At 31.6% G+C, this 17,525-nt stretch carries 15 protein-coding genes; 7 read left to right on the top strand and 8 right to left on the bottom strand.

All coding sequences use genetic code 11. The features are described from left to right. The first annotated feature begins 156 nt into the window (after nucleotides 1-156). A complete protein-coding gene (locus FNB79_RS11450) occupies nucleotides 157-2,970 on the top strand; it encodes an alpha/beta hydrolase family protein (RefSeq protein WP_143381438.1) in 2,814 nt (937 codons plus the stop codon). A gap of 212 nt (nucleotides 2,971-3,182) precedes the next feature. After that, the gene (locus FNB79_RS11445) at nucleotides 3,183-4,256 is read left to right on the top strand and encodes a hypothetical protein (RefSeq protein WP_143381437.1); all 1,074 of its coding nucleotides are present in this window, start codon (nucleotides 3,183-3,185) and stop codon (nucleotides 4,254-4,256) included. A 93-nt stretch (nucleotides 4,257-4,349) separates the two neighbouring features. Here FNB79_RS11445 and FNB79_RS11440 read toward each other — a convergent pair whose 3' ends face one another. The 5 genes from FNB79_RS11440 to FNB79_RS11420 form a co-directional block, all read right to left on the bottom strand. Beyond that, nucleotides 4,350-6,227, bottom strand: a complete 1,878-nt coding sequence (locus FNB79_RS11440; RefSeq protein WP_143381436.1) for a cytochrome-c peroxidase — start codon at nucleotides 6,225-6,227, stop codon at nucleotides 4,350-4,352. 402 nt (nucleotides 6,228-6,629) lie between these two features. Beyond that, on the bottom strand, nucleotides 6,630-7,490 hold the full coding sequence (locus FNB79_RS11435; protein ID WP_143381435.1) for a tetratricopeptide repeat protein: 861 nt from the start codon (nucleotides 7,488-7,490) through the stop codon (nucleotides 6,630-6,632). 258 nt (nucleotides 7,491-7,748) lie between these two features. Next, entirely contained in the window at nucleotides 7,749-8,081 is a 333-nt protein-coding gene (locus FNB79_RS11430) for a tyrosine-protein phosphatase (RefSeq protein ID WP_185967765.1), read from the bottom strand. After that, nucleotides 8,059-8,241, bottom strand: coding sequence for a hypothetical protein (locus tag FNB79_RS11425; protein ID WP_143381433.1), 183 nt, complete (start codon nucleotides 8,239-8,241; stop codon nucleotides 8,059-8,061). Before FNB79_RS11425 ends, FNB79_RS11430 begins: the two co-directional genes overlap by 23 nt. A 36-nt stretch (nucleotides 8,242-8,277) precedes the next feature. Then, on the bottom strand, nucleotides 8,278-8,859 hold the full coding sequence (locus FNB79_RS11420; RefSeq protein WP_143381432.1) for a hypothetical protein: 582 nt from the start codon (nucleotides 8,857-8,859) through the stop codon (nucleotides 8,278-8,280). Between the two features lie 344 nt (nucleotides 8,860-9,203). On the opposite strand from FNB79_RS11420, the gene FNB79_RS11415 reads away from it, so the two are divergent. Genes FNB79_RS11415 through FNB79_RS11400 form a run of 4 tightly spaced genes read left to right on the top strand, consistent with a single transcriptional unit; the run spans nucleotide 9,204 to nucleotide 10,706 of the window. Further along, nucleotides 9,204-9,365 (top strand): Lacal_2735 family protein, encoded by a 162-nt coding sequence (locus FNB79_RS11415; protein WP_143381431.1) that lies wholly within the window; start codon nucleotides 9,204-9,206, stop codon nucleotides 9,363-9,365. A gap of 15 nt (nucleotides 9,366-9,380) precedes the next feature. Then, nucleotides 9,381-9,782, top strand: coding sequence for a DUF2452 domain-containing protein (locus tag FNB79_RS11410; RefSeq protein ID WP_143381430.1), 402 nt, complete (start codon nucleotides 9,381-9,383; stop codon nucleotides 9,780-9,782). A gap of 7 nt (nucleotides 9,783-9,789) precedes the next feature. Beyond that, the gene (locus FNB79_RS11405; RefSeq protein ID WP_143381429.1) at nucleotides 9,790-10,080 is read left to right on the top strand and encodes a TIGR03643 family protein; all 291 of its coding nucleotides are present in this window, start codon (nucleotides 9,790-9,792) and stop codon (nucleotides 10,078-10,080) included. After that, entirely contained in the window at nucleotides 10,080-10,706 is a 627-nt protein-coding gene (locus tag FNB79_RS11400; protein ID WP_143381428.1) for a flavin reductase family protein, read from the top strand. The genes FNB79_RS11405 and FNB79_RS11400 overlap by 1 nt, the downstream gene beginning before the upstream one ends. Nucleotides 10,707-10,822: 116 nt before the next feature. On the opposite strand, the gene FNB79_RS11395 is transcribed toward FNB79_RS11400, so the two are convergent. Next, nucleotides 10,823-12,472: a metallophosphoesterase gene (locus tag FNB79_RS11395; RefSeq protein ID WP_143381427.1), complete on the bottom strand. Its 1,650-nt coding sequence runs from the start codon at nucleotides 12,470-12,472 to the stop codon at nucleotides 10,823-10,825. A gap of 323 nt (nucleotides 12,473-12,795) precedes the next feature. Between FNB79_RS11395 and FNB79_RS11390 the strand changes: the two genes are divergently transcribed. Beyond that, complete coding sequence (locus FNB79_RS11390) at nucleotides 12,796-14,478, top strand: hypothetical protein (RefSeq protein WP_143381426.1); 1,683 nt, start codon at nucleotides 12,796-12,798, stop codon at nucleotides 14,476-14,478. Nucleotides 14,479-14,560: 82 nt separating this feature from the next. Here FNB79_RS11390 and FNB79_RS11385 read toward each other — a convergent pair whose 3' ends face one another. Continuing rightward, nucleotides 14,561-16,150, bottom strand: a complete 1,590-nt coding sequence (locus FNB79_RS11385) for a 4Fe-4S binding protein (RefSeq protein WP_143381425.1) — start codon at nucleotides 16,148-16,150, stop codon at nucleotides 14,561-14,563. 2 nt (nucleotides 16,151-16,152) lie between these two features. Beyond that, nucleotides 16,153-17,457: an NAD(P)/FAD-dependent oxidoreductase gene (locus FNB79_RS11380; protein ID WP_143381424.1), complete on the bottom strand. Its 1,305-nt coding sequence runs from the start codon at nucleotides 17,455-17,457 to the stop codon at nucleotides 16,153-16,155. Nucleotides 17,458-17,525 lie beyond the last annotated feature (68 nt).

The following is a 17,525-nucleotide window of genomic DNA, read 5'->3' as shown; positions in this document are numbered from 1 at the left end:
TTCCAGAATCAGTATATTATTTCGTTTTAATATATTATTCTATTAAATACTAAACTATTGACTGTTCAAGTGTTAATTTTCATCGGATATAACTGTATTATTGAGTATTCTTTTCTTTTATATTATATTTAGAAACTTAATTCAAACCCCTATTTAATGAAAATAATTTTTACTACACTATTAGTCTGTTGTAGCTTATTTAGTTACGCACAAAAAAAAGCCCTTGAACAATCTGATATTGGTCTTTGGAGAACTATAGACGACGAAACCATTTCCCCTAATGGAGATTTTGTGATGTACACACTTAACCAAGGCGAAAAAGATCTATTCTTAAAAATTAAAGATGCTAAAGGCAAACTTATTTTTGAACATGATAGAGCTAAAAATGGCATATTTACGAACGATTCTAAATATGCTCTCTTTACTGTAAATGCATGGAAAGACAGTATTACAGAATTAAAACGGAAAAAAGTTAAGAAAAAAGATTTACCAAAAGACACGCTAGCCATCTATAATTTAGCATCTAAAGACATTGCAAAAATAGCCAATGTAAAATCTTATAAAGTACCAGAAAAATGGTCTGGTTATGTGGCCTATGTTTTAGAAGATGTAAAACAAGATAAAAAGAAAAGTAAAGATTCACTTTCTAAAGACAAAGTAAAAGACACTATAGCTAAAGGGAAAAAGAAAAAAGGTCCTAAAAAAGTAGATAAAGATAATGGCTATCACTTAGTGCTTAGAAACTTAATTACACAAAAAGAAGATACTATAAAATATGTTACCAACTTTACTTTTGCTAAAGAAGGCAAACGTTTTGGATATACAACTACAGGAGAGACCAATACAACTGCTGCTGGAGCTTATGTTATAAATCTAGAAAATAACCAAACCACTCAAGTTTTCTCGAGCCATGATCAGGCTAAATATTATCAACTACACTTTAGTGATACTGGGGAAAAATTAGGTTTTATAGCAGATTTAGATTCTACTAAAGTACAAGAACGTCCTAATGCATTATATGTTTGGAAATCTGGAGATGCGACTGCCCAAGAAATTATTAATAATACTTCTGCACCTAAAGGCTACCGTGTTTCGTCTGACGGCAGATTGAGTTTTTCTAAAAATGAATCTAAACTCTATTTTGGTTTAGCAACACCTTCAATTTTAAAAGACACTACTTTAATTGATGAAGAAATTGTAAACGTTGAAGTTTGGACTTATAATGAACCTAGATTATATACAGTACAGGAAAACAATGTAAAAAGAGATCGCAAACAATCTTTTCAAACTGTTTTACATCTAGACACAAATGCAATTGTACAGTTAGGTTCTACTAAATATCCAAATGCAAACATTGGTGATGAAGGTAATGCTAATGTGGCTTTAGTAAGTAATCCAGAACCTTACGAATTAGCGCGTCAATGGACCGCTTTACGAGCTTCAGATTATGCGCTTGTAAATGTAAACACAGGCGAAACTAAAAAAATTATGACCAATATCGCAGGAGGTATGCGTTTAAGTCCAAATGCTAAATACGTGTATGGTTACGATTTAATAGATAGTACTTGGGTAAGCTATAATATAAATACAGGAAAAGAATTAAACTTAACTAAAGGCAAAGTCTTTTATAACGAATTAAACGACACTCCAAATTACCCAAGATCTTACGGTGTTGCAGGATGGACAGAAAATGATGCCGCCTTATTAGTGTACGATAGGTACGATGTATGGTCTATTAATCCTGATTCTGGAACCATGACTAAACTCACTAATGGAAGAGCTTCTAAAACTCAATACAGATATGTAGAATTAGATGATGAAGCACGTTTCCTAGACACAAGTTCTCTATGGTTATTTACTACTTTTAATGAAGATACTAAACATTCGGGGTATTATGCTTACAACGCTAAACGTAAAAAAGGAGAACAGCTTGTAGATGGGCCTTATAGGTATTCTAAACCTATAAAAGCTTTAAACAACACAGATGTAATTTTCACTAAAGAATCGTTTACAGAGTTTCCTAATCTTAGATATTCTAATTTAAGTTTTAAAAAAGACATCCAAATAAGTGATGCAAACCCACAACAAAAAGACTATAATTGGGGGACTGTAGAACTTGTTAATTGGACATCTTTAGACGGGAAACCACTAACAGGAATGCTGGTTAAACCTGAAAATTTCGATCCAAATAAAAAATACCCGATGATTGTGAACTTCTATGAAAAAAGTTCAGATGGATTGTTTCGCCATAAAGCACCTGCTTATGGGCGCTCTACTATAAACTACAGTTTTTATGCCAGCAGAGGGTATCTAATTTTTAATCCAGATATTGAATATAAAGATGGCTATCCAGGAGAAAGTGCATATAATTGCTTAATGCCTGGAGTTGCTTCACTGATTGCAAAGGGATTTGTAGATCAAGATAATATTGGACTTCAAGGTCATAGCTGGGGAGGCTACCAAATTGCGTATTTAGTCACTAAAACCGATTTATTTAAAGCTGTAGAATCTGGAGCTCCAGTGCCTAATATGATTAGTGCTTATGGAGGTATTCGTTGGGGAACAGGATTAAGCAGACAGTTTCAATACGAACACACACAAAGTAGAATTGGCGGAACTCCTTGGGAATATCCTATGCGTTATATTGAAAACTCGCCTATCTTTTACTTAGATAAAGTTAATACTCCAGTATTAATAATGCATAACGATGCAGATGGACACGTACCATGGTACCAAGGTATAGAATTTTTTGTTGGATTACGCCGTTTAGGAAAACCCTCTTGGTTACTAAATTATAACGGAGAACCCCACTGGCCATTACAATTTCAAAATCGTAAGGATTTTAACATCAGGTTAGCTCAATTTTTTGATTATTATTTAAAAGGTGCTGCTAAACCAATGTGGATGGAACGCGGAGTACCTGCAATAGAAAAAGGTATAAATCAAGGGTACGAATTAATGGAAAATTAGTATTGTAACCGTTCACCAATTATAACTCAAGCGACCAATTTACCAAGTTATGGAAATTGGTCGTTTTTTTATATTAAAGAATGAACTGTAATTAAAATTTAACCATACACTCTAAGACTATAGATTTATAATAGTCCATTTGTTTTGTATCAAAAGGTTATATAAATTACACCCCTAAATTAATCATAAATAAACCAACCATTTTAATACATATGAAATCAATTTCGCTCTTTTTTTTCGCCTTATTTTGTATATCCTCTACTTATTCACAAGAAAAAGATTCAATTGCATACCCATATGTATTACCTATTTGGGGACAAGAAGTTGCTGACAGAGGAATGGCCGACCAATTACAACTGCCTTTTGGAGTAAATCTAAACTATGTAAATGTGTTTATGGATTTAGAAATTACAGAATTTGGATTGGAAGTTAATGGCAAAGATTTTTCTGATGTTTTAAATGTTGAAACCTTAAACTTTACTCAAGTTAGTGCAACAACTAACGGTGTTAATCTTAGAGCAGATGCTTGGATTTTACCATTTTTAAATGTTTATACTCTTTTTTCCAGAGTTACCGGAGGTACGCAAGTTGCTCTTCAGCCTACATGGACAGACGCTACTGGTGAAGTTATTTTACAATTACCAGCATTTTCTTCAGAAGTCGAGTTTGATGCAACAACGTATGGTATAGGAACAACTTTAGTATTTGGGTGGAATAATTATTTTTTAAGTACAGATTTTAACTATTCTCGTACCAATACAGAGTTATTAGAAAACCAAGTAGGCTATGCTACATTATCGGCAAGAGCTGGATATCGTTTTGGCCTTTCTAAAAGAAACTCAGATTTATTTATTGCGCCTTATGCGGGTGCCATGTACAGAAATTTTGTTGGCGCTAAAGGCAATACAGGAGCCATTGGTTTAGATGAAGTTTTTCCTGAATTAGATGCCACTTTTAATGAAGCTGTAGATGCAAAAATAGCAAGTAATGAAGAGATAATAAATGCACCAGAAACTAGTGCTGCAGAAAAAATAAGATTACAAGCACAAAATCAAGCCTTAACAACTATAGAAGAAAAAGTAAATGAAAGTGGTTTATTTTCTACACGAGTAGATTACGAGATCAGAAAAGAACTTGCCCAAACTGTAACTTTTCAAATGGGATTTAATTTGCAAATTAATAAAAATTGGATGTTAAGAGGTGAATATAGTTTGTCTGACGAGCAACGGTTTATATTAACTGGTTTACAATACAGATTTGGTGTTAAGAAAAAAGGATTTAAATAATCCTAAATACCAAATACAAACCACATTTTAAAAACAGTAATAGACATATTCCACTGTTGTATTTATCTTTTTATAAATTAAAATTAACACCATTTAATCTACATAATCCTTAATATCTGTAAGTGTTTCCATAAAAGCAATTAGGTCTTTAATCTCTTGTTTTGTTAAATTTAGTGGTGTTTCAGGTAATGTCTGATTATCTACATCTAGACCCATCCCTGCTCCACCTCCAAGATTATAAAATTCTAATACATCTTCTAACGTTTCAAAAGAACCATTATGCATATAAGGTGCTGTTAAATTAATATTTCTAAGCGTAACTGTTTTAAATGAGTGTTTATAAAATGGGTGTTTCTCACCAGGTAATCCATTTACCATTCGTCCTAAATCGGTATCCAATATGGGGTTAATAGTATCTAATCCTTGAGTAATCCCTAAAACTTCCGATTCGGAATCTAAATAGAATGGCGGAATTGTCCCGTTAAACATCGGTGCAAAATGGCAGCTCCCACAAGCTGCTTTACCCATAAATAAATTAAAACCACGTTTGGCAGCTTCCGGATAGGTATCTGTCTCATACCTCACATAGGTATCAAATATACTATTTTGAGATTTTAAAGAATTAACATACGCTGCTAAAGCATTACTAATAGACCTTTCATTTACAGCCGTTTTACTTATACCTCCATAAGCCGAGTTAAATAAGGCGATATAGTCTGGATTAGAATTTATTTTTTTTATTATAGTTTCAAAATCGGTATTAAACTCTAAAGTATTATTAACTACATGTATCACTTGTTTTTCCAAATTAAAAGCCCTCATATCTAAAAAATAGCGTGTAGCATACCCTGAATTTAAAATGGTAGGAGCATTTCTTGCTGTAAAAACACCAGTGGTATTAGATTTACTTTTTGGTAATCCATCTGTAAACGCTTTATCTGGATTATGGCAACTAACACAAGACATGATATTAGTACCTGATAGCGTGGTATCGTTAAAAAGCAATGCACCTAAAGCAATAGTTTTAGGGTTATCTAAGGGTAAATACACCAATTCTGAAAAAAAATCAGTTTTAAGAAAATCAATGTCGAAAATATTCTTTGCTTGATAGTTTTGTGCGTGTTTTTTGTAAGGTTCTAAAGTAATATGATTTAAATTTTGAAATGCTAACAATTCGGCATATAACGGATTTACAACTTCCATTAAAAAATTCAATCTATCAAAATCGTCAAAATTAACCGAAGTAGGAAGCATGTTTTGTCCACTTTTGAACCTCAACTTTATGCTCTTAAATTTCGATTTAGCTTCAGGATATAATCCATTTTCAAAAAATAAAAATGCCTGTTCCATACTTTTCATACTTTGTAAACTTTCTTCTATTCCGTTTACAGAACCTGGTGTATCATAACCCGTTATTCCTAACGTAAATACACGTACTAAGCCAGACCGAATACATTCAATAAGCTGACTAGACTTTACTTGTATGGGTAAATGTGTGTTGGCAATAAAATCTACTCGTAATTTAAGTCTATGAGACAAGTCTTTTATATGATTTAAATGTTCTAAAGAATGATCGCCATAAGCAGCTTCGTCTAAAGCCTGTAAGCCACAAGGCTGAATAACTTGATCGGCTTCAAAATACTCGCTAATTTTAGGTAATGGTGCGCCATTAATATATGTACCGTTATATGGTGTTTGGTAATAATCAAATATAAATTCAATTTGCTTATAAGCTAATCGTGTTTTCTTAATCTGAATTTTTAGTTTAGACACATCAGTTACAGATGTTGCAGATTGTGCTAAATGTGCTAATCCATTTACTTCGTTTTGAAAGGTGTAAAAATTATGTGCATACCACGCTTGCACTTCTGTAATCACAGTATTTGCTTGATAGCTTACTGTGTTTTTTTGTCCCGACAGCATACCAAAACATACCAAAACGGAGAGTAAAACAAGACTTATTTGTTTCATATTTAATGTAATTGATTTTCCTTACTTATTTATTGAATATAAACTACTGATATGTAATGTAGTAGCCACTCTTAATTTTAGTAAGCGTGCTGTGTTATTTTTTAATCATTCAAGTTAATATTTAATCGATTGTCAGCAGAATCTGGATGATTTTTTATAAAATTTCTATTGTATATGCATGCCTTACAGTTAATGTAACCCCTTACCAATAAACTCTTAAAACAATTATTATCAGCGTCTTAATTCTTTTGCATCTTTCATATTACATTTCCCTCGAATATTATATCTTAAACCAAGATATATGTTGTAAAACTATCTTGTTAAAAGTCTAAATTAGAACTTGTAGTTTTACAAGTTTCAAAAAAAATCATCTGCTTCTGCTGCACTTTTCTAATCTTAGTTTTAAGTATTAAGCGTGTGTTCTAATATTTTTATTTGTGCTTGTAATTCAATAATAGAAGTCATGTTCTTAAATTTGGGTTCTAATTGTGCTATAGAAAAAGTAGCCAATTTTAAAGCAATATTGGCGTCTTTAACCTTATTAATATGCACTAAATAGAGCGCTTTTTTATAATACCAAAACTCTTTCCTTCTGTATTGCTGAATAAAATAATCAAATTGTTTTATGGTCTGTTCGTGTTGATTAGAGGACATTAAATAATCTAGTTTTTTAAGCTGAAGGGATAATGTATTTTCTCCTAATTGAATTAAACCTGTGTCTATAATTTGTATGGCTTTATTATAATGTTCTGGATTTTGAGCAAGAATAATCTCACAATATTCTAAAACATCTTCCGGCCTAATATCCAACATTGTATTCATAACATTTGCGTAAGCTTGTGAGGCATCTTGATAGCGCTTTAATTTATAGTAAATTTGAGCTTCTAATTTTTTCGCTTTTACAGCTATAGGATCTGTAATTAAATACACTTTAATTTTGCTTAGCGCTGCTTTATAATTATGGGTTAAATAATTAAGTTCTGCCATTCTATAAACCAGTTCGTTGGTCGTATTCCCTAATTCTTCAGATTTTACATAATCGTCTAAAGCCTTTTCGTACTCAACGTGCTGCTGATATAGTAAACCACGTTCAAAATATAAGTTGGGATTGTTTGGATGCTTTTGTATCTCGGCTGATTTTTGAGCAATACGCACCGATAAATCTCCATGAGGAAAAGCTGAACTGATGAACAGTAAAAAACAGATTACAAACAATATATGTCTTTTATAAAAGATTTTTTTTATAATTAAATTAGAACTCATCTGCGACTACTTTAATGCATTTTTAAGGGGTATTTACCTCTTTTTTAAGTTAAACTGAATTACCGTTTACAAATATGTACCCAAAAAAAAGGTTTCCCCTACTCCACTTTTTTATGATAAAGTTTTGGTAACCTTGATAACACTTAAATAACATTAGATAAGGATATAACCGTAATAAGGAAACATTGCTACTGATTTACACAAAATAAACCTCTTTAAAATAAAGAGGTTTTTTTATAAGTAATATGTATGATTTAGCTATTGTAAAAACTTCATTCTTAATTTAGATTTAGCTGTAGAGTCTACCCCTAGTTCTAATAAATAATTATCAAAATTACCGTATTGCTTATCAATTTCATCGAAACCTTTTTCTAACCATTCTGGTCTTACACTCATCATTGGTCTTAAAATACGTTGGTCTAAGCCATAAAACTTTGCGGCTTTTTCTATCGTTTCTTCGTTATATTCGTATCTGTAAAAATTAGAAAGGGCATACTCATCTAAAACGGTTTGTTTATCTACACCTAACGCACGTAAGATAAAAGCTGACGAAAATCCGGTTCTGTCTTTACCTGCTGTACAATGAAACAATAAAGGTAAAAGTAGTATTATCGTCTTTTAAAAGCTCGGCAAAAAGCGCTTTAAAATTGATTTTACTATTTATAAACTTTACCGATAATTCTTCCTTTAATTTACCACCATCAAAAGTTTCTGGGTCGGCATTTGTAATGGTATCCACCATTTTATTCATATCGGCTTTATTTCCTAATTCGCCTATTGGTTAAACCTATGCTATTTTTTTTAGAAGTGATTTTTTAAGTTTTTTTATCCGAACTGAAGATTGATTGGGATTGGTCTTTAAATATTTAATAGGAATCTCTAATCCAACCGTAAGAGAATGGTAAAGCGTTTTATCGTCAATAACAGCATCACCTAAATAATGCTCGGAATTATAATTGAACTCGTATGTAATTGTATTAACATACTCTTCAACTTTATTTTTAGTTTCTGTATCTATGTAAGAGTAATCTTCAACTTCTTTTTTAGTTATAATTGCAGTAGTAAATGCTCCATATTTTTTTATTATTTCATTTTCATAATGATACCTGAGGCTTGATGGCATAGTGTATAACATTGTAAATAAAGCCATGCCAAAAATAAATACACCAAAAGCCACCATTAAAATAATATTATACACATAAGAGCACCCTATTATTGTAATCCCTAAGAATAAAAAAAAACTAAGTAATATTAAAATACATGAGTTTTTTTGCAATGCAACTTTCATGAATTTTAATTTTTCTGAAGTAGAAATTTTTAATTTGTCTTTCATAAAACCATCAAAAGATAATAACAATATAGTTATCATATCCTTAATCCGCTAATTATAATTTATTTTTTCTGTACCAACTAAAGTTTCAATGGCTTCTTAAGGTTCTGTAGTTGCATCTAATTTTTTTACCATAACTACATATTTACTCTAGATATGGACTTAAAAAACTCTACTTTTTGTAATATTAATCAGGAGAAAACATATAAGGTATGGAAAATAAAATATTACCGCTTTAGTTTGTTTTAAATACAATATGCTTACAAAAGCCTTAAAATAACGCTATCGGTAAAATTATTAACCCGAACACAGTCTATAGATTAGTATTTACAGTAATAATTTAAACATTACGTATCTTTATAAGTAATTTTTAAGATAAAAACATGTTCGGATTATTTAAAAAGAAATCAGAAAAAGAGAAATTAGAATCTCAATATAAGAAACTCTTAGAAGAGGCTCATCGGTTATCTACGACTAACAGAAAGATGAGTGATCAAAAAATGTATGAAGCTGAAGAAGTTTTAAAACAACTAGAAAAACTGTAGTTATTTAATTTACACATGAGTGAAGAAAAAAAGCCAGATAATGTTGTGTATAATAGTGAAACAAAATCTTACGATGCTGCAATAAAGCCTTATGGCAGTACTCTTGGTGCACCTGCTATAACGACAACAGATAATACTCCTTGGAAAAATAGAAGTATTAATAAAATAAATCATAAGGTAAAATCAAAGTATTTAGAACTAAAAGCTGAATATGAAAAGATGATGCAACAATTCGAGTACAACCAACTTATCTTTAATGCTAAATTTACTTTTGAACCCGTATTAGGAGAAATCTACCACCTGTATAAACGAGAAAATGGAGAGACCTTTTTATCCATAATTGCACCTGAACAGTGCAATTTTGACTCACTTGGTAGTTTCTATTTAAATGCAGACCAGATTTGGGAAAAAATTTAAACCATCTATGCCAACAACACTTAAAGAATTTACACCCCGAGAACATGATCGTATTATAGAAATGGCTTGGGAAGACCGTACACCTTTTGAAGCTCTATTATTTCAATTTAATTTGAGAGAAAAGGATGTGATTAAAATTATGCGTAACACATTAAAACCTTCTAGTTTTAAACGTTGGCGTAAACGCGTAAATAGTGGCGTGAGCCAAAAACATTTAAAAAAAAGAAATCCAGATATTACACGTTTTAAATGTTCTAGACAAACTGCAATATCAGGAAACCGCATAAGTAAACGCTAATGATTTATACTAAAACAGACATTGCTAAACTTGATCGTATTATGCGATTAAAAATTATTAATGCCGTTACAGGCATTAAACCAGCAAACCTTATTGGTACTGTTAACAGTACGGGACAGACTAATCTTGCGATCTTTAGTTCTGTAGTACACCTAGGAAGTAACCCTGCTCTAATTGGTTTTATTGCAAGGCCACAAACTAAAGATGTAGGACACACCCTGAGTAATATTATAAACAATGAGGTATATACCATAAACCATGTACATCCAGAATTTATAAAAAAAGCACATTATACGTCTGCTAAATTTGAATCACATATTTCTGAATTTGAGAGATGCAAATTAACCGAAGAGTATATAGATTCGTTTAAAGCTCCATTTGTAAAGGAAAGTCATTTTAAAATCGGACTTCGTTTTAAAGAAGCTATCGATATTAAAATTAATGGAACAACATTAGTTATAGGGGAAATAGAATATTTAAAGCTCCCGGATCATGCACTAAACACTAGAGAGATAGATTTAGAAACAACTCATAGTGTAGGTATTTCTGGATTAAACAGTTATTATACTTTAAAAAAAATAGAAACGCATCCTTATGTAAGAATAAACGAGGTGCCTGAATTTTAAAAAAGCAACGTCCTTATTTATAATTCTATTAAAATAGTAAGTAATCTAAAAAACCTCAACAGTTAACAGTAGTGTTTGTGTTGAGGTTTCTTTCAATTTTAAAAATGCATTTTATATTAGTCTACAGTAAACGATTTATAATAGGTGGTTTTATTTGTTTTTATTTCAACCATATACATGCCAGAATCTAAATCGTTAATATTAATTTTATCTTGCTTACTCTTTGCAACTTGTTTTCCTAAATCATTAAATATCTTAACTTTTTTAAGACGTTCTGAAGACTCTATAGGAATTATAAGTATACCGTTTACTGGAACTAATTGAGAACTCATCTGATCTTGATTTGATTTAGAGATATTTGAAGATTTTTGTTTCTCAAAATCAATTCCTGATTTATGAATACTGAAATAATCGTCTATTTCTCCAGTTTCTCTTAAAAATTTAATATTAAGATGTTGTCCGCCATATCCATCTGCTACAATTTCCATAACACAAGAACCGAGCTCGTTTAAAGATACAAACATGGCTTGGTGATTTAAATCACCACCAGAGACTTGCCCTGCAGATCCCGTTGTAATATAAACAGCTCCTGCTGTTTCATTTTCTGTTTTTTGATATACACCATCACCATCTGCTTTTCCGTCTCCATGTCCTGCTGCTCCAACAGTATGGCCTCCTTTAGTCGTGTTTTCAGGATTAAAAGTATTAGAAAATCCGTGGTGACCATTTAAAAAATAAGACCGCTCGTAAGAATGACTATGGCCATTTAAAATTAAGTCTACACCATTAGCTTCTAGCATGGGCATAAAATTTTGCCTCATATCTATTAATCTATCTTCGTAATCAGAATCGTGAGATCCTTTAGAATATGCAGGATGATGAAATAAAGTAACAATCCAATCTTGCGTGGTATTTTGTATATCGGTTAAAGCCCAGTAATACATGGGTGCACCTACTGCTCTATTAGAATGATGAGAGTCTAAAATTATAAAATGAATATTTGCATAATCAAAAGAATAATATGCTTCTGTTCCGGATGCTGTACCACCAGATTCTCCTTGTGTAGGAAAGGAAAATATATCGAAATACGGACCCGATTGTGTATCTGAATCTGCCGAATAACCATCATGATTTCCTAAACACGACCACGCAACAGATTTTTTAAACATAGTGTTATACACATCAAAAAATGCAGTTTGGTATTCTGCATCTGTTCCAGTATTGTATGCATTATCACCTAAAAACAACATCATATCTGTAATACCTGTATGCTTCTTGTGTGTATTAACATAATTATAATACGCATCTCTTACCGTACGCTGATGGTTGTTAGCTGTTCCTGGATCGCCTAAAATCCAAGCACGCACAAACTGATCTGTGCCTACCTTAGGTGCTGTAGTTACATACATATCTCCAGAAAGACTTTGAGACAACACCGTTGTATCTGTACCAATATTGTAATAATATTTGGTGTTAGGGTTGAGATCTGTTAAAATAATTTCATGTTCTGTGTTTAATTCTGAGTCTGTAACAACCTGATCTAAATTATTTAAAGAGGTGCCATAATTAACCACAGATGGTGTAGAAGTATTGGTTCTCCATTTTACAATTACACGAGTTGGCGATCCGCTTTGTAAATACGGCCCACGTTCTACAACTACTGAAATTGAATCAGATGTAAGGCTTTTATGTGGAGTTGCATCTTGTTGCGAAAATGAAAATACTGAATACAGTAAGATTACTAAAAAAGTGCTTGTTTTAATCATATGTTCTAGTGAAAACTATTTAATTGAAAGCTAATTAAGCCAGTCTAAACATTATTTTATAAATAAGTATAAAAAAACAGATTTGCCCCTATGCTTATTTTAATTGATAAAGTTTTGATAACATTGTTAATCTTTAATTAACTTAAAACCTAAGGAATAGAATTTGATTAAAATTTTGTTATTACGAGTTAAATATTAACGTATTGCAGCACTTTTTAATGCTACGCATTATCTATTTTAGTATGCAGTAAAGTTTGCTTAAAACTAAACACTCACACTTATATGAACCGTTTAAAGTAAACTACTATTAATAAAATAAATGTATGCGTTTAGAACACTTAAATTTTTATTCTTTCTTCACTAAATATTCACTTATGGAGGAATATGGTTTTAGCTCTGGTATTGTTAGCCGGATATTTAAAAAAATGCTTCCTAACATCCCTGATACGAATACGGTAGAATATGTTTTATTAAAACAAGAGAACCCCATTCCATATGTTTTAGATTTAATAGATTTTAAAACTATATCTACCAGCCATACCGCGAAACAATTAGATTTAAGTATAAAAGCTTTATGCGCTAAAGTGGTTGCTTTTGGATTAGATAATCAAATTAAAGCTAAGATTGATTATCTTGAATTAGACGTCGAACCCTTTACAATTCTATTAGAAAAAATAAATTACTTATATAATTGTGAGCGAGAAGAAACACTAGAACTCATAAATACTTTAAAAGCTATAGAACGGCTTATTATTGAGTTAAGAAAAAATAAAAATAAAATTGGTACTAGTTTTCATTTCACTCTAACAACTCGAAGAATTTTAGAGTATACAACTCGAGTTAAAGAATTATTATTCTTAAAACTAAATATTACCTCTGAAAAATATTGGAAAAACCTTTTAATAGATTTTATTGAATACTCTAAATATAAAGACAGTGTAAGACGTTATATTAGTAGACATTCAGATTTAGTTGCAATAGAAATTGTTGAACATAATTCAAGCAAAGGCCAAAAGTATATTGCAGAGAACGGAAAAGATTATTGGAATTTTTTCAACAAATCTTTATTTGGAGGAAGTATAATTGCAGTATTTGCCTTATTTAAATTAATAATTACATCTTATAATTTACCAGAATTAACCAATGCCTTGCTCTTTAGCATTAATTACGCATTATGCTTTATTATTGTAAAAGAATTAGGAGGTATTATTGCAACCAAACAACCCGCAATGACGGCTACAACCATAGCGAAAAACATTGATAAGGAAGGGAACCTGAAATACGATTCTATGAAAAGTATTACAACTATTGTTAGAAAAGTATTTAGAAGTCAGTTTATTTCTATAATGGGAAATTTTATAATGGCCATACTGTTTGCATGCGGCATAATGTACTTAATACAAAAATTTAATATTGATTTATCAGGGATTGTAAAACCAGAATATCTCATAAAAAAAGTTGTTCCAACTCCGCAGTTGGTTTTATATGCTGGTATTGCTGGATTTTTCTTGGCATTATCGGGATTAATTTCTGGTTATGTAGACAATAAAGTAATAGCCTCAAAAATCTCTCATCGTATTCGTAATAATAGTAATTTATTTAATAGTAACAGAATAGCCACATTTTTTGAAAAGAAAGCAGGCGTTTTATTCGGAAATATTAGTCTTGGATTTTTCCTTGGTTCTTCTTTTTTACTAAGTCATTTTTCTCCTTTTGAAATTGATATTAGACACGTTGCTTTTAGTTCTGCTAATTTAGGATACGCAATCATGAATTTTGATTTTAATTTAAAAACTATAATCTTAGGATTGGTAGGCGCTTTACTTATTGGATTAGTAAACTTTATAGTAAGCTTTTCAATTACTTTTTATTTAGCACTTAAATCTAGAGGTGTTAATTTTAGATTACTTCCTAAAGTGCTTTATAGTATTTTTAAAGATATGTGTTTTCATCCTTTACACTATATTATAAAAATTGAGAGAGAACCTTTAACCAATGTAGATTAACCCTAGAGCCTCAATTCTACACAAAAAAAGTGCTTTATAATTATTGATATAAAGCACTTTTTTGAACAAATTTTAGTAAAATTTATTTATTATTTAATAAGTCCATTAAATCTACATCGTTTCCTAAAAGGACTTCTGTGGGGTTAATACGTCCTTTCATAGTATCGTTTTCTAATTTTAAAACTCCTCTTGGGCAAACAGCAGAACATACACCACAGCCAACACAGCTAGATCGTACAATATTCTCTCCTTTTTGTGCATACGCTCTCACGTCTATTCCCATCTCACAACTGTTAGAGCAATTACCACAAGAAATACATTGTCCGCCATTAGTTGTAATTCTAAATTTAGAAAATAAACGTTGTTGAAATCCTAAAATAGCGGCCATAGGGCAACCAAAACGACACCACGAACGGTTTCCTAAAATAGGATAAAATCCTGTACCAATCACACCAGAAAAAATAGAACCAATATACAGCCCATAAGCAGATCGTAATGTCCCGGATTTTATAAAAAACAAATGATCTGTAGTTCCTGTAAAATGCATAATTAATAACAAAGCAATAATAACAGCATAGCCTATTGCTCCCAGTTTAGCGTCCTTACCTAATTCTTCTTTCTTAAAGTACAGTGTTGCGACAAAAACTACGGTTAACAAACCTATTACTAAAGAAATAAACACATCTCGTGTTAACCAGAAATCATTTTTATCATAACCTAAATACGAATACACCATGGCCACCGTCATTACTACAGAAAACACTAAAACAGTATGTATTAACCAACGTTCTATTTTCCAAGCATACATCTTTTTAGACGATAATTGTCTAAAAGGGTCTCCTGCTGTTTCTGCTAAACCGCCACAGCCACAAACCCACGAACAATACCATCTTTTACCGTATTTATAAGTTAAAATTGGAGTGATTACAAAAATGGATAATAGTCCAAAAATTAATAACGCTAAGCCGATATTTCCTGCCGAAAGAAAGCCTTTTACAGACCACTCATCAAAAATATAATAGTTAAGAGGCCATATACTTTTAAGGTCGTAATAAGGTAATTTGTTATTCATAACGTACATAAATTCGGGAATCAGAAAGGCAAAACCCAATTGAAAAAACATTACCGAACCTGTACGTAGTTGCTGATATCGATTATGTCTGTATTTTAAAATGTATTTATAACCAAAAGCTAAAATAGCAACGGTATATAAAACACCATATACAAACCATTGACTGGCGTTTCTACCACTTAATAACTGATTTAAAGGATCAAAAAGCGCTATTAAACCTGTGTTGGGTTCGCCATTTGTACCCAATCCCAAATACTCTGGAAAAAAATATAAAACAATGTAAAATGTAGTCAATACAACTCCAAGAATCCAACCTAGAATCCCTCGAGAAGAAATAGATTTAAACCATACGCCATCATTTTTTATACCTTCCGTTTTAGTCAAATAGGCTTCTCTTGAATACAATACAACGCCTCCTATAATAGAAGCTAACGATAGGGTTAAAAACAAAGGTTTATTAGGAAAATCGGTATTAAAAAGCGCTAATGCCATAATAAACAATCCTATTACACCTATTGCAAGGGCTATTTTCTGGGTATTGTTTATACCTAATGCATCGGGTTTAGCCAATGACATACTATAATTTATTTTATTACTCATATTTATACAGTCTGAAATTGGTTAGTATATGCTTGTAAAATTTCGTTTTCAAATTTTGAATAAAATTCGGGATCAAAGTTAGCTTCCGGAAGATGTTTCATCACATAATCTAAAGTTTTATTTTCGGTAAGCCAACGGTCAAATACTTCATGACGCATACGTATGCCAAACGTATTAATTCCTAAAAACTGATGGGTATCTTTATTATAGGCTACCGTAATACATTTAGTATCGTCTGAATGTTTCCAATGAAAATGTTGCTCATACTCTGTTTTATTTCTATCACTAAACACCCAACCATAAGTTTGATATTCGATATCTAAAAATTTCGCAGAGTTAAACCAATGCCCAGGTTTATATTCCATTCTATTTCCGCATATAGTTTGTGCTAAAACTTCTCCCATCATACGGCCTGTATACCAAACCGCCTCTATTGGACGCCTGTTACCAATAGCTTCATGTTGTTCTGCACAATCACCAATAGCATAAACATCAGGAATATTGGTTTCTAAAAAGCGATTGACTTTTACACCTCGACCTAAAGCTATACCAGAATCTTTTAAAAACTCTATGTTTGGCGTTACTCCTGCTGTTAGCCCTACCACCTGACACGGAATTTCTTCTCCTGTTTCTTCTATAATTACAGATTTTACTTGCCCCTTTTCATCCGATTTGATTTCTTTTAAATTGGTAGCTAAACGCAAATCTATATGATGATTTTTAATATGACGATTAATCATTTCACTTTCACCACTTGGCAAAACTCCATTCCAAAAACTGTGTTCTCTAACTAAAAAAGTTACTGGAATACTACGACTGCTAAGCATTTCAGCCATCTCAATCCCTATTAATCCGCCCCCTACAATAACGGCACGTTTGCAAACCTTGTTATTCGGTGCATAGGTCTCTAAATTATCTAAATCTTGCTTGTGATACATTCCCATAACACCTTTTAAATCTTGACCTGGCCATCCAAATTTATTAGGTTTACTTCCCGTAGCGACAACAAGCTTATCGTATGTAAGAGTTTCTCCATCAGAAAGATAAAGGGTTTTCGTTTGCGTATTAACCTGTGTAACCACTCCTCTTTTAAGCCCAATTCTGTTTTTTTCCCAGAACCAATCTTCATATGGTTTGGTGTGCTCAAACTTCATGTGTCCCATATATATATACATGAGTGCAGTACGAGAGAAAAAATAATCGGTCTCTCCAGATATTATAGTAATCTTGTTGTCGGAATTTTTTCTAATATGTCTTGCTAGAGTAACACCAGAAATTCCATTTCCAATAATGGCTATATGTTCCATAAATAAATTATTATCAAACCTTAGGTCGTATTTAAAGGTAATAACTTATAGGGTTAATGTTATTTAGA

It is taken from the genome of Formosa sediminum, assembly GCF_007197735.1.
Lineage (GTDB): Bacteria > Bacteroidota > Bacteroidia > Flavobacteriales > Flavobacteriaceae > Formosa > Formosa sediminum.
The sequence above is the reverse complement of the archived record's forward strand: the minus strand, read 5'-3'. Positions and strand labels throughout refer to the sequence as shown.